This window comes from Micromonospora sp. NPDC047812 (genome assembly GCF_040704175.1).
Taxonomy (GTDB): Bacteria; Actinomycetota; Actinomycetes; order Mycobacteriales; family Micromonosporaceae; genus Micromonospora.
This window is the reverse complement of sequence record NZ_JBEYRY010000007.1, coordinates 141,504-154,564: the sequence shown is the minus strand read 5'-3', so window position 1 is coordinate 154,564 and position 13,061 is coordinate 141,504. Positions and strand designations below refer to the sequence as shown.

The 13,061-nt window shown below is 75.4% G+C and carries 11 protein-coding genes; 6 read left to right on the top strand and 5 right to left on the bottom strand.

Annotated features, from left to right (window positions below; genetic code table 11):
- The first annotated feature begins 1 nt into the window (after position 1).
- Positions 2–937 (top strand): diacylglycerol kinase, encoded by a 936-nt coding sequence (locus tag AB0883_RS24240; protein ID WP_366643528.1) that lies wholly within the window; start codon positions 2–4, stop codon positions 935–937.
- 122 nt (positions 938–1,059) lie between these two features.
- On the opposite strand, the gene AB0883_RS24235 is transcribed toward AB0883_RS24240, so the two are convergent.
- Together AB0883_RS24235 and AB0883_RS24230 are read right to left on the bottom strand one after the other, a co-directional pair.
- Positions 1,060–1,770, bottom strand: coding sequence for a helix-turn-helix domain-containing protein (locus AB0883_RS24235; RefSeq protein WP_366643527.1), 711 nt, complete (start codon positions 1,768–1,770; stop codon positions 1,060–1,062).
- A gap of 60 nt (positions 1,771–1,830) precedes the next feature.
- The gene (locus AB0883_RS24230; RefSeq protein ID WP_366643591.1) at positions 1,831–2,526 is read right to left on the bottom strand and encodes an HAD-IA family hydrolase; all 696 of its coding nucleotides are present in this window, start codon (positions 2,524–2,526) and stop codon (positions 1,831–1,833) included.
- A gap of 164 nt (positions 2,527–2,690) precedes the next feature.
- On the opposite strand from AB0883_RS24230, the gene AB0883_RS24225 reads away from it, so the two are divergent.
- Positions 2,691–5,516, top strand: a complete 2,826-nt coding sequence (locus AB0883_RS24225; protein ID WP_366643526.1) for a DEAD/DEAH box helicase — start codon at positions 2,691–2,693, stop codon at positions 5,514–5,516.
- 165 nt (positions 5,517–5,681) lie between these two features.
- Positions 5,682–6,563 (top strand): MHYT domain-containing protein, encoded by an 882-nt coding sequence (locus AB0883_RS24220; protein ID WP_366643525.1) that lies wholly within the window; start codon positions 5,682–5,684, stop codon positions 6,561–6,563.
- A 50-nt stretch (positions 6,564–6,613) separates the two neighbouring features.
- Here AB0883_RS24220 and AB0883_RS24215 read toward each other — a convergent pair whose 3' ends face one another.
- Together AB0883_RS24215 and AB0883_RS24210 are read right to left on the bottom strand one after the other, a co-directional pair.
- A complete protein-coding gene (locus AB0883_RS24215) occupies positions 6,614–7,534 on the bottom strand; it encodes a 5'-3' exonuclease (RefSeq protein WP_366643524.1) in 921 nt (306 codons plus the stop codon).
- Positions 7,535–7,591: 57 nt separating this feature from the next.
- Complete coding sequence (locus AB0883_RS24210; RefSeq protein ID WP_366643523.1) at positions 7,592–7,819, bottom strand: hypothetical protein; 228 nt, start codon at positions 7,817–7,819, stop codon at positions 7,592–7,594.
- A 115-nt stretch (positions 7,820–7,934) separates the two neighbouring features.
- Here AB0883_RS24210 and AB0883_RS24205 point away from each other — a divergent pair, with 115 nt between their 5' ends.
- Complete coding sequence (locus AB0883_RS24205) at positions 7,935–9,023, top strand: DUF4037 domain-containing protein (RefSeq protein ID WP_366643522.1); 1,089 nt, start codon at positions 7,935–7,937, stop codon at positions 9,021–9,023.
- Between the two features lie 160 nt (positions 9,024–9,183).
- Here the strand turns inward: AB0883_RS24205 and AB0883_RS24200 are convergent, their stop codons facing one another.
- Positions 9,184–10,563 carry a glycosyl hydrolase family 18 protein gene (locus AB0883_RS24200; protein WP_366643521.1) on the bottom strand — a complete coding sequence of 460 codons (1,380 nt, stop codon included), beginning with the start codon at positions 10,561–10,563 and terminating at the stop codon, positions 9,184–9,186.
- 222 nt (positions 10,564–10,785) lie between these two features.
- Here AB0883_RS24200 and AB0883_RS24195 point away from each other — a divergent pair, with 222 nt between their 5' ends.
- Complete coding sequence (locus tag AB0883_RS24195; RefSeq protein ID WP_366643520.1) at positions 10,786–11,901, top strand: Xaa-Pro peptidase family protein; 1,116 nt, start codon at positions 10,786–10,788, stop codon at positions 11,899–11,901.
- Positions 11,898–13,040 carry an acyl-CoA dehydrogenase family protein gene (locus tag AB0883_RS24190; protein ID WP_366643519.1) on the top strand — a complete coding sequence of 381 codons (1,143 nt, stop codon included), beginning with the start codon at positions 11,898–11,900 and terminating at the stop codon, positions 13,038–13,040. Before AB0883_RS24195 ends, AB0883_RS24190 begins: the two co-directional genes overlap by 4 nt.
- Positions 13,041–13,061 lie beyond the last annotated feature (21 nt).

Here is a 13,061-nt window from a genome sequence, read left to right as displayed (position 1 = left end):
GGTGCTCGCCGTGACCGCAGACGATCACCCCTCCGTCGCCGGCGTCGGGCCCGTCGCCGTGCTGGCCAACCCGACCGCGGGCCGGGGTCGGCACCGAGGGCTGCTGCCGCAGGTCCTGCGCCGGCTCGCGGCCGCCGGCCGGCCCGTACGCCCGCTGCGCGCGCGCACCGCCGACGAGGCCGAGGCGGCCTGCCGTGCGGCGGTGCGCGACGGCGCGTCGGCCCTGGTCGCGGTCGGCGGCGACGGGACCGTGCACCGCGCGGTGCAGGCCATCGCCGGGACGGGCGTCCCGTTCGGTCCGGTGCCCGCCGGCACCGGCAACGACTTCGCCGCCGACACCGGCTTCCCGCCTGACCCGCTCGCCGCCGTCGACGTGATCGCGGCGGCGCTGCGCGACGGCCGCACCCGCCCGGTGGACCTGGCGCGGATGACGGGGGCCGACGGCACGGACCGGTGGTACGGGGCGGTGCTCGCGGCCGGCTTCGACGCGATCGTCAACGAGCGCGCCAACCGGATGCGCTGGCCGAGCGGTCCGCGCCGCTACGACCTGGCGATCCTGGTGGAACTGGCCCGGCTGCGCCCGCGCCGCTACACGCTGCGCCTCGACGGGGTGGCGCACGAGGTGGACGCCGTGCTGGTGGCGGTGGGCAACTGCGCCAGCTACGGCGGCGGCATGCGGATCTGTCCGGACGCGGACCCGACCGACGGCCTGCTCGACGTGGTGGTGGGCGGCCGGTTCGACCGGCGCACCCTGATGCGGGTCAAGCCGCGCATCTACCGGGGCACCCACGTGACGCATCCGCTGGTGCGCAGCTACCGCGCCCGTACGGTCGAGCTGAGCGCCGAGGGGATCACCACGTACGCCGACGGCGAGCGCGCCCTGCCCCTCCCCCTGACGGTCACGGCCACCCCCGCCGCCCTCCACCTCCTCCGCTGAACCCCCCGCCCCCACCTCGGCGTCGATCATGCGGTCGTGGTGCCCCGCACAAGCCGTGTAGGCGGACACGACCGGCACCAGAAGTCCATGATCGACGCGCGGGGCGGGGCGCGGGGGTGGGGTTAGGAGGGGGTGCGGGTGATGCGGTCGAGCCACTCTGCCAGCAGGGCGCGTTCGGCGGGGGTGAGGTCGGTGGTGAGGGTGTCGAGGGCGGCGCGCAGCGCCACCGCGTGCCGGACCGGTCGGTCGGCCCGGGAGGTCGCCCGGGCGGCGGGGGAGTCGGTGACCAGGGCGGCGAGGATCGCCTCGCGGGTGCGGGTGGACAGGGCCGGGTCGCGTTGCGGCGGCGGGGTCCGGATCAGGGTGAGGGTGACCCCGCATGAGCTGGCGTGCAACATCTCGGTCGCCTGGTCGACGCCCGTGCGCAGCCGGCCCGTCTCGGCCACCCGGTGCACGAGCTGGCGCAGGATGTCGGCCGCGACCCGGGCCGCGGTCGGGGTCTCGCCGGGGCGCGGGTCGCCGTACATGAGGGCGTGGAACGCCGGGTTGGCCACGCCGAAGCCGACGTGCAGGTCCCAGCCCCGGCGCAGGTCGTCGACCGGGTCGTCGACGAGGTCGCCGGCCGCCTGGCCGTGCAGGTACGCGGCGAACCCGTAGCTGGCCGCCGCGTCCAGCAGGCCGCGCATGTCGCCGAACTGGCGGTAGATCGTGGGCGCCTGCACCCCCGCCGCCCGGCTGACCGCGCGGGTGGAGACGGCCTCCCGGCCACCCTCGGCGAGCAGCGCGGCGGCGGCCCGGACGATCCGGTCCCGGGGCGACGTCTCGGTGATCATGGCAGCGACGATAACGCCTTCGTGTTAGCGACGCGTGTTAACGGCGCTGTCAACGTGCCGTTAGCTCTGCTTCTCGACGCCGGCCAGGTCCAGCACGGCGCCCAGCCCGTTGGCCCGGCCCGCCTCGGCGGCCGGCAGCACCAGCACCGCGCACCCGGCCGCGACGGCCCCCGCGTCGGCCGGGGTGTCGCCCACCATCAGCGTCCGCTCCGGGTCGACGCCGAGCATCCCGCAGGCGCGCAGGAAGATCCCCGGGTCCGGCTTGCAGCGCCCCACCTCGTACGAGAGCACGAACGCGTCGACCAGCCCGGCCAGCCCCCAGGCCTCGAAGTGTGGCCGGATGTCGAAGCCGATGTTGCTGACGACGCCCACCCGGACGCCCCCGGCCCGCAGCGCGGCCAGGGTCGGGGCGGTGTCCGGGTAGGGCACCCAGCCCTCGGGCACCAGCACCCGCTCGTAGAGCGCCTCCGCGAAGCCCTCGATGCCCGCGTCCACGGTCTCTGCCAGCCCGGTGTAGGCGCCCCGGTGGGCGTGCGGGTAGAGGTCCCGGTCGGCCCAGAGCTCGGTCAGCCGGGGCGGCACCCGGGTCGGCAGCGGCCCGCCCGCCCGGCCGGCGGTCAGCAGCCGGTCGGCCAGCGCGGTGGCCCGCATCCGCTCCAGGGTCACCCCGCAGGCGGCCGCGGCCGCGAGCACCCAGTCCCGGGGCTCCTCCACCTGAGCCAGGGTGCCGTGGAAGTCGAGCAGGACCGCCTCCACCGGCCGGCGGGACGGACCCGGGCGGACGGCGTCGTCGGCGCCGCGCGAGGCGTGGGGCGGTTCGGCATGATCCGGCACGTCGTGCACCCTACCGACCGCCTCCGACCCCGCTGCCGGTCGGCCTTGTCCGGTGGCTGTCGGCGGCACGCATTAATCTTGGAGGCATGTCGAGCCCCGCCGAGCGGTACGCCGCGGCGCGCCGCCGGGCCGCGCAGGCCTCACAGTTCCCGGCACTGGACGAGTTCGCCCTCGATCTGGGGTTCGATCTCGACGACTTCCAGCGGGAGGCGTGCCAGGCTCTGGAACGGGGCAGCGGCGTCCTGGTCTGCGCCCCGACCGGCGCCGGCAAGACCGTGGTCGGCGAGTTCGCCGTGCACCTGGCACTGCGCGGCACGCCGGCGCGCGACACGGCGGCCGGCGACGCGACGGCGCCCGCGGCCGGCGACGGAGGCGCCCCGCCCCGCCGGCGCAAGTGCTTCTACACCACCCCGATCAAGGCCCTGTCGAACCAGAAGTACCACGACCTGGTCGACCGCTACGGCGCCGAGCAGGTCGGGCTGCTCACCGGCGACAACGCCATCAACGGCGACGCCCCGGTGGTGGTGATGACCACCGAGGTGCTGCGCAACATGCTCTACGCCGGCTCGGCCACCCTCGACGGCCTGGCCTACGTGGTGATGGACGAGGTGCACTACCTCGCCGACCGGTTCCGCGGCGGCGTGTGGGAAGAGGTGATCATCCACCTGCCGGCCTCGGTCACCCTGGTCTCCCTGTCGGCCACCGTGTCCAACGCCGAGGAGTTCGCCGACTGGCTGGTCACCGTGCGCGGCGAGACGGCCGTGGTGGTCAGCGAGCACCGCCCGGTGCCGCTGTGGCAGCACATGCTGGTCGGCAAGCGGATGTTCGACCTGTTCCACGACGCCGACGCCGCCCGCAAGCACGACGTCCACCCCGAGCTGCTGCGCTACACCCGCGACACCATGCGCCGGCTGGAACTCGGCGAGGGGCGCAGCGCCGGCCCCGGCGGCGGCCGGCGCGGGCCCCGCTGGCGCGGCCCGATGCGCCCCGACATCGTCGACCGGCTCGACCGGGAGGGGCTGCTGCCGGCGATCCTGTTCATCTTCAGCCGCGCCGGCTGCGCCGCGGCCGTGCAGCAGTGCCTCGCCGCGGGCCTGCGGCTCACCTCCCCCGACGAGCGGGCCGAGATCCGTCGCGTCGTCGAGTCGCGGGTCACCGCCATCCCCGGCGAGGACCTGACCGTCCTCGGCTACTGGGAGTGGCTCGACGGCCTCGAACGCGGCCTGGCCGCCCACCACGCCGGCATGCTGCCGGTGTTCAAGGAGGTCGTCGAGGAGCTCTTCGTCCGGGGGCTGGTCAAGGCGGTCTTCGCCACCGAGACGCTCGCCCTGGGCATCAACATGCCGGCGCGCTGCGTCGTGCTGGAGCGGCTGGTCAAGTACAACGGCGAGGCGCACGTCGACCTGACGCCGGGCGAATACACCCAGCTCACGGGCCGCGCCGGCCGGCGGGGCATCGACGTCGAGGGGCACGCCGTCGTCGTCTGGTCCCCGGAGACCGACCCCCGGCACGTGGCCGGTCTCGCCTCCACCCGCACCTACCCGCTGCGGTCCAGCTTCCGGCCGTCGTACAACATGGCGGTCAACCTGGTCGGCACGGTCGGCGCCGAGCCGGCCCGCGCGCTGCTGGAGTCCTCGTTCGCCCAGTTCCAGGCGGACCGCTCGGTGGTCGGCCTGGCCCGCCAGGTGCAGCGCAACACCGAGACCATCGAGGCGTACGGCGTGGAGGCGGCCTGCCACCACGGCGACTTCGACGAGTACTTCGCGCTGCGGGTGGCGATCGGCGAGCGGGAGCGGGCCATCGCCCGGCAGGGGCAGAGCCAGCGCAAGGCCGCCGCGGTGGCCTCGCTGGAGCGGCTGCGGGTCGGCGACGTGATCCGGGTGCCGTCGGGACGGCGGGCCGGCCTGGCCGTCGTGCTCGACCCGGCCACCGGCGGCTTCGGCGAGCCCCGGCCCCTGGTGCTCACCCAGGACCGCTGGGCGGGCCGGGTCAGCCCCGGGGACTTCACCGCCCCGGCCGAGGTCCTGGCGCGCATCCGGGTGCCGAAGCACTTCAACCACCGGTCCCCGGCGGCCCGGCGCGACCTGGCCGCCGAGGTCAGCGGCACCGGGCTGGACCGGCACGGCGGCCGCCGGGGCGGCCGGTCCCGGCAGGCTGCCGGCGAGGACCACCGGCTCAGCCAGCTCCGCACCGAGCTGCGCCGGCACCCGTGCCACGCCTGCCCCGACCGCGAGGAGCACGCCCGCTGGGCGGAGCGGCGCCGCCGCCTGGAGAACGACACCGAGGAGCTGCGGCAGCGGGTGGCCGGCCGCACCGGCTCGCTGGCCCGCACGTTCGACCGGATCGTGGCGCTGCTCACCGCCCGGGGCTACCTGACGCCCGACGGCGCGGTGACCGACGCCGGCCGGATGCTCGGCCGGATCTGGACCGAGGCGGACCTGCTGGTCGCCGAGTGCCTGCGGCGCGGGGTGTGGGACGGGCTCTCCCCGGCGGAGCTGGCGGCGGCGGTCTCCGTGGTGGTCTTCGAGGCCCGCCGCGACGTCGACGAGCGGGCGTCGCTGCCGCGCGGCCCCGTGGCCGAGGCGGTCGACGAGACGCTCAAGCTGTGGAGCGAGATCGAGGCCGACGAGGCGGCCCGCGGCCTCACCGTCACCCGCGAGCCCGACCTCGGCTTCGCCTGGCCGGTCTACCGGTGGGCGCGGGGCGAGGCGCTGGCGAAGGTCCTCGGCAGCGGCCACGAGATCGACGGCGAGATGCCGGCCGGCGACTTCGTCCGCTGGGCGCGGCAGGTGGTCGACCTGCTCGGCCAGCTCGCCGACTCCGGCGGCGCCTCGGCGGAGCTGAGGTCGACCGCCCGGCAGGCGATCGGCGCCGTGAACCGGGGCGTGCTGGCCTACCACACCCCGGCCTGACCGTCACTGTCCGTCACCGGACATCGAAATCGACGCATCGCAAAGTCATCGCGACGGCACCCCCCGAATTGTCCGGGGGGTGCCGTCGTGCCTGGTGGCGGCATCCCTGATCATTGCTCCGGCGCGAGATCGCGCGTCGGTGGATCGACCTGGGAGAAGGCCGCCGTGGCGGAGATAAGTCACTTTGAGTACGGGTGGATCACCCCCGCGCTCAGCTACGCGCTGTCGGTGCTGGGCTCGGCCCTGGGCCTGATCTGCGCGATCCGCATCCGCACCGCGCGCAGCGCGGGCCAGCGCGCCTGGTGGGGAACCCTGGCGGCCTGGGCCATCGGCGGCACCGCCATCTGGACCATGCACTTCATGGCGATGCTCGGCTTCGCCGTCCAGGGCACCCGGATCCGGTACGACGTGCCGATCACCGTGGCCAGCGCGATGATCGCGGTGATCGCGGTCGGCATCGGCCTGGCCATCGTCGGCACCGGACGGTTCTCCGCCGTGCGGCTGCTCGCCGGGGGCCTGTTCACGGGCGCGGGGGTCGCCGCGATGCACTACACCGGCATGGCGGCCATGCGGCTCAACGGCCGGATCGACTACGACACCACCCGGGTCGTGCTGTCGGTCGTGATCGCGGTGGTCGCGGCCACGGTGGCGCTCTGGCTGGCGATGACCGTCCGCCGGGGGCTGGCGATCGTCGGCTCGGCGCTGCTGATGGGCGTCGCGGTCAACGGCATGCACTTCACCGGGATGAGCGCCATGTCGGTGCATCCGCACGCCGGGCAGGGCGAGGTGTCCGGCGCCGGCGTCAGCACCCTGCTCGTGCCGATCATCCTCGCGGTGGTGTTCGGCGTGGTCGGGCTGGTCTACGCGCTGCTGGCCGCCCCCACCGCCGAGGACCGGGCCGCCGCCGCGTACTTCGACGACCTGCGGGGCCAGGAGCCGGCCGAGGCGTCGCCGCCGCCGCCGGACCCGGTGGGGCTGCGGGCCCGGTCCACGCTCGGCCAGCCGGGCGCCCCGTTCCCGTCCCGCCGGGGCAACCCGCCGCGCTGACCCGTCCAGCGGGTCGGCGCCGCCCGCCGGCCCCGGCGCGACGGACGGCGTCAGGACCGCTGCGCGAGGGCGTCGACCAGGCGGCGTGCCGAGCCCGCCAGGTTCCACTCGCCGGCCAGCTCCAGCAGCCGGTCGGGATCGGCCGGTGCGGTCGGCAGCGCGGTGGCCAGCTCGGGCAGCGGCACGTCGAGGGCGACCCGGACCACCTGCGGCGCGACGGCCAGGTAGTCACGCGCGGCGGCGAGCTTGGTGCGCAGCCCGGGGGCGAAGCCGGAGCCCGGCTCGTCCAGGGCGGCCAGGATGCCCGCGATGTCGCCGTAGCGCTCGACGAGCCGGGCGGCCGTCTTCTCGCCCACGCCCGCCACGCCGGGCAGTCCGTCGCTGGGATCGCCCCGCAGGGCGGCGAAGTCGGCGTAGCGGTCCGCCGGAACCCCGTAGCGGGCGCGCACCGCGTCGTCGTCGCAGTCGTCCAGCTTCGCCACGCCCCGCCCCACGTAGAGCAGGCGCACGGGGCGTGCGTCGTCGACGAGCTGGAACAGATCCCGGTCGCCGGAGACCACCTCCACCGGCGCCGGTTGGGTCACCGAGAGGGTGCCGAGCACGTCGTCGGCCTCGTAGCCGGCCGCGCCGACGTGGGCGATCCCGACGGCGTCGAGCACCTCCAGGATCAGCGGGACCTGCGGGCTGAGGGTGTCGGGCACCACCTCGCCGCCGTCGGGGGCCACCCGGTGCGCCTTGTAGGACGGCAGCAGCGCCACCCGCCAGTCGGGCCGCCAGTCGTGGTCCATCGCGCAGACCATCCGGTCGGGCCGGCGGGTGCGGATCAGACTCGCCAGCATGTCGAGGAAGCCGCGCACCGCGTTGACGGGGCTGCCGTCGGCGGCCCGGGCCGCCGACTCGGGGATGCCGAAGTAGGCCCGGAAGTAGAGACTGGGCGCGTCGATGAGCAGGATCGGGGGTCGCTGTGCCACGCCCGACAGCCTGGCACACGCCACCGACGATCAGGGGGCACGGCACGGCGCGGCCGGTCAGGGGCGTTCGTGGTCGCGGTGGAGTGTCTCGCGGCGGACCACGTACTGCAGGCCATAGCTGGCGAGCAGCAGCACGATCGCGACCGCCACCTCGATCCAGGCCGCCGTGCCGTCGGCGACGGTCAGGCCGACGGCCAGCAGCACCAGGCCCGCCACGGCGAGGATGCCCGCCCAGAGCAGCCGGCGGCGTCGGGTCGCGGCGCGCTCCCGGTCCGTCGCTGCCACGGCGGTCGGTCCTCTCCGTCGGCGACCCGTACGAGCCGAGCCTATCGGCGCGTACGGGTCTCCGGCGGCGGAACCGGGCTGCGGGCCCGCCGCTGCGCGGCGCAGACTTGGCGGTGTGACGTTCGTTGCGGGCCTGACGCTCGGCCGCCGGTTCCACGACGAGGTGCTCGCCCCGATCCTGCGTCGCCGCCTTCCCGGCCTGCGCTACGCGGCCGGCCTGCTCGACGGCGGCTCGGAGCTGCTCGGGCTGGACACCCCGCGCTCCACCGACCACGACTGGGGGCCGCGCGGGCAGCTCTTCGTCGCCGCGTCCGACGCGGCCCGGATCCCGCACCTGCGCGCGGCGCTGGACGCCGACCTGCCGGCGGAGTTCCTCGGCTGGCCCACCCGCTTCACGGGGGAGGGCCGGCTGGGCGTCGCCGACCCGGCGGGCAGCCGCCACGGCGTCACGATCGACGAGCTGGGCGGCTGGTGGCGCGAGCGGCTGGGCTTCGACCCGGCCGCCGGCGTCACCACGGCGGACTGGTTGGCCACGCCGACGCAGCGGCTGGCCGAGGTGACCGGCGGGGAGGTCTTCCACGACGGCCTCGACGGCGCGCTGACCGGGGCCCGGGCGGCGCTGGCGTGGTACCCGGACGACGTGTGGCGGCACGTGCTCGCCGCCGCGTGGACCCGCGTCGCCCAGGCCGAGCACCTGCCCGGCCGCTGCGCCGAGACCGGCGACGACCTCGGCAGCCGGGTGGTCACCGCCGGCCTGGCCCGGGACCTCATGCGGCTCGGTTTGCTGCTGCACCGCCGCTGGCCCCCGTACGACAAGTGGCTGGGCACGCTGTTCGCCCGGCTGCCCGACGCGGCGCCCCTGGTCGCGGCCCTAGCCGACGCGCTCGGCCCGGGCGACTGGCGCCGGCGGGAGGACGGGCTGGTCCGGGCGCTGGAGGCCCTCGCCGCCCGGACCGACGACACCGGCCTGGCGGCCCCGGTGCGCGCCCGGCCCCGGCCGTTCCACCGACGGCCGTTCCTGGTCCTGGACGCCGGTCGGGTCGCCGCCGCGCTGCGCGCCGCCATCACCGATCCGGCACTGCGGGCACGCCCGCCCCTCGGCGCGGTCGACCAGTACGTCGACAGCGTGGACGTGCTGACCCACGCGCACCGTGCCCGCCGGCTCGCCGCCGCGCTGCCGGTGACGGCGCACGGACCGGGCTGACACCGGACGGGCCGAAGACCGGTGGCGGTGGACGCGCGCCGGACCGGCGGTGGACGGTGCCGGACCGGCGCGCGGGGTGCTGCCGAGGGGTCGACCGGCGGCGGGCGGCGCCGGCGCGCGGGCCCCGCCCCGCGCGCGACGGTGACGGGGCCCGTGCCGCTCAGGCGGGCAGTCGCCAGACCTGGTTGGCGCCGCCGAAGCAGTCCCAGATCTGCAGCCGGGTGCCGTCGGCGGAGCTGTTGCCGGTGGCGTCGAGGCACCTGTTGGACGCCGGGTTGCGCAGCGTGCCGTTGGATTGGGCCTGCCAGACCTGCGCGCCGGTGCCGTTGCAGTCCCAGAGCTGCACCTTGGCGCCGTTGGCGGTGGAGGCGCTGGTCACGTCGGCGCACTTGCCGAGGGCGCGCAGGGTGCCGTCGGTGCCCACCGTCCAGGTCTGGGCGTTGGTGCCGTTGCACGCGTAGAGCTGCACGGCGGTGCCGTTCGCGGTGCCGGCGGCGGCCACGTCGACGCACTTGCCGCCGATCCCGGTGATCGGGCCGGTACGCCCGACGGGCGGCGGGGTGGTGCCGCCGGTGACGGTGTCGTAGATGGCGCTGACCAGGGAGGTGGCCCCGGTGGTGTCCTGGCTGAGTTCCCAGTTCATCATGCCGCCGGCGTTGGCCATGGCCCACTGGGTCTTGCGCTTCACCGTGGGGATGCCGTTGTAGCACTGCTGGGTCCCGCCGACCGTGGTGCAGTCGCGGTTTGCGTTGGCCGGGTCCATGGCGACCAGCGAGGCGTAGGTGTGGTAACCCGGCCGGCTGTAGAACGGCACGCCGAGCACCGCCTTGCGGGCGGGCAGACCCCGGGACTTCCAGAAGTTGACGGCGTTGATCGACCAGTCGTAGTTGGCGTGCGGGCTGCCGCCGTCGTACGCCATGATGTTGAGCCAGTCCACGTGGCCGAACACGGCCGGCTGCACGCCCTCGGCGTACCAGCCCTCGGAGACGACGGCGGCGGTGAGCAGCTTGCCCCGGCTGTGCAGGGCGCCGGCCAGTTGCTGCATCAGCGCCGTGTAGTTGGTGGCCGAGGCGCCCGGGTCCGGGTACTCCCAGTCCATGTCGACGCCGTCGAGGTTGTACTGGTTGACGAAGTTGACGACGTTGTTGACGAACGTCGTGCGGGTGCCGGCGTTGGCGGCGAGCGCCTCGAAGGCGGAGTCGTCGCCGTTGTTCCAGCCGCCGATCGCGATCGACACCTTGACGTTGCTGGCGTGGCCACGGGACACCAGTTGGGAGAGCTTGGCGGGGTTCTCCACCGGGCGGAGGCTGCCGTCGCCGTTGGGCAGCACGAACGCGTAGTTGACGTGGGTCAGCTTGGCGTACTGCACCGCGTTGACGTCACCGGTCCAGGACGGCAGGTAGCCGACGCTGAGGAAGCCGTTGGGCAGCACGGCGGCCTGCGCCGTGGCGGGGGCCAGGGTGAGGGTGGTGGCGGCGGTGGCCAGCGTGAGCAGGCCGGCGGCGAGGGCCGACCTGAGGCGGGACAGCGATGAGGGCATCGGGGGCCTTCCCGTGGGCGGGTGGTGGCGGCCGTGCCGCCCGCGTCGCGGCGCGGCGCCGGTGGCGGGCGTACGGGTGGGGACGGGTCGGACATCCTCGAGGCAGCCAAATCCTAAGGAGTGTTAACTGTCGCGTCAACGACGGTGTTCGATGGATTGGCGGGCGATGTCGTCCCGCCGGGCGGGCTGGGTCCGCGCCCGAACGACCGTTAAGCTGACCGGGTGGGAATCGACGAGCTGTATCCGCCCCGGCGGCTGGCCGAGGCCCGGCGCGCCACCGCCGCCGCGGGCCTGGACGCGCTGCTGCTGACCCCGGGCTCCGACCTGAGGTACCTGACCGGCTACGACGCGCACGAAGGGGAGCGGCTCACCTGCCTGGTGCTGCCCGCGCAGGGCGAGCCCACCCTGATCGTGCCCACGCTGGAGCGGCCGGCCGCCGAGGCGTCCCCGGCACCGGCCACCGGCGTACGCATCGTCGACCACGCCGACGGCACGGACCCGTACCCGCTGCTCGTCGCCGCGCTCGGCGGGCCGGTGGCGACGGTCGGCCTGGCCGACCGGATGTGGGCCGAGCAGGTCCTGGCCCTGCGCGCGGCGCTGCCCGGCGCCACCCAGCGGCTGGCCTCCGAGGTGCTGCGCGAGATGCGCCTGCGCAAGTCCCCGGCCGAGGTCGCGGCGCTGGCCGAGGCGGGCGCGGCGATCGACGCGGTGCACGAGCGGATGGGGGAGTGGCTGCGGCCGGGACGCACCGAGGCGGAGGTGGGCGCCGACATCGCCGCGGCGATCCGGTCCGCCGGCCACGTGAGCGTGGACTTCGTGATCGTCGCCGCCGGCCCGAACGCCGCCAGCCCGCACCACGGCACCTCCGAGCGCCCGATCGGCGCCGGCGAACCGGTCGTCGTGGACATCGGCGGGACGATGCCGTCGGGCTACCGTTCCGACTGCACCCGCACCTACGTCGCGGGCGCCCCGGCGCCGGCCGAGTTCGTCGACTACTACGCGGTGCTGCACGCCGCCCAGCGGGCCGCGGTGGCCGCGGTCCGCCCCGGGGTCACCGCCGAGGACGTCGACGCGGCGGCCCGGGAGCCGATCGCCGCCGCCGGCTTCGGCGCGGAGTTCCTGCACCGCACCGGCCACGGCATCGGCCTGGACGGCCACGAGGATCCCTACGTGGTGGCCGGCAACGCCCGTCCCCTGGAGCCGGGGATGGCGTTCTCCGTCGAACCGGGCATCTACCTGGCGGGCCGGCACGGCGCCCGCATCGAGGACATCGTCGTCTGCACCACGGACGGCGTGCAACGGCTCAACACCACCCCCACGGAGCTCATCGCGCTATGACTGTCGACCGGATCCTCCCCACCGACGAGGCCCACGACCTGCTGGAGCTCGCCACCGAGCTCGCCGACCGGGAGCTGGCGCCGCGAGCCGCCGGGTTCGAGGAACGCGCCGAGTTCCCCCGCGAGGTGCTGCGCACCCTCGGGCGGGCCGGCCTGCTGGGCCTGCCCTACGCCGAGGAGCACGGCGGCGCCGCCCAGCCCTACGAGGTCTACCTCCAGGTGCTGGAGATCCTGGCCAGCCGCTGGCTCGCGGTCGCCGAGGCGGTCAGCGTGCACACCCTGTCCTGCTACCCCCTGGCCCAGTTCGGCACGGACGAGCAGCGCAAGCTGCTGCCCGACATGATCGGCGGGGAGCTGCTCGGGGCGTACTGCCTGTCGGAGCCGCAGGGCGGGTCGGACGCCGCCGCGCTGACCACGAAGGCCGTGCGCGACGGCGACGACTACGTGGTCGACGGCACCAAGGCGTGGATCACCCACGCGCAGGTGGCGGACTTCTACGACATCTTCTGCCGCACCGGCGGCCCCGGCCCGAAGGGCATCTCCTGCCTGCTGGCCGACCGCGCCACGCCCGGCATCGCGCCGCAGGCGGCCGAGCGGACGATGGGGCTGCGCGCCTCCCCGGTGGCGCAGATCGCCTTCGACTCGGCCCGGGTGCCGGCCGATCGGCTGATCGGCGGCGAGGGGGCGGGCTTCACCATCGCCATGTCCGCGCTGGACTCGGGGCGCCTCGGCATCGCCGCCTGCGCGGTCGGGCTGGCGCAGGCGGCCCTGGACTACGCGGTCGGCTACGCCCGGGAGCGCCAGCAGTTCGGCAGGGCGATCATCGACTTCCAGGGGCTGGGTTTCACGCTCGCCGACCTGGCCACCCAGATCTCCGCGGCCCGGGCGTTGACGCTGGCCGCGGCCCGGCTGCGCGACGCCGGCCGGCCGTACTCGATCGAGGCGGCGAAGGCGAAGCTCTTCGCCACCGACGTGGCGATGCGGGTGACCACCGACGCGGTGCAGGTGCTCGGCGGGGCCGGCTACGTGGCCGACCACCCGGTGGAGCGGTACATGCGCGAGGCCAAGGTGCTCCAGATCGTCGAGGGCACCAACCAGATCCAGCGGCTGGTCATCTCCCGGGCGCTGACGAAGGGCTGACGGGCGTCGCCCGCCGGCGCG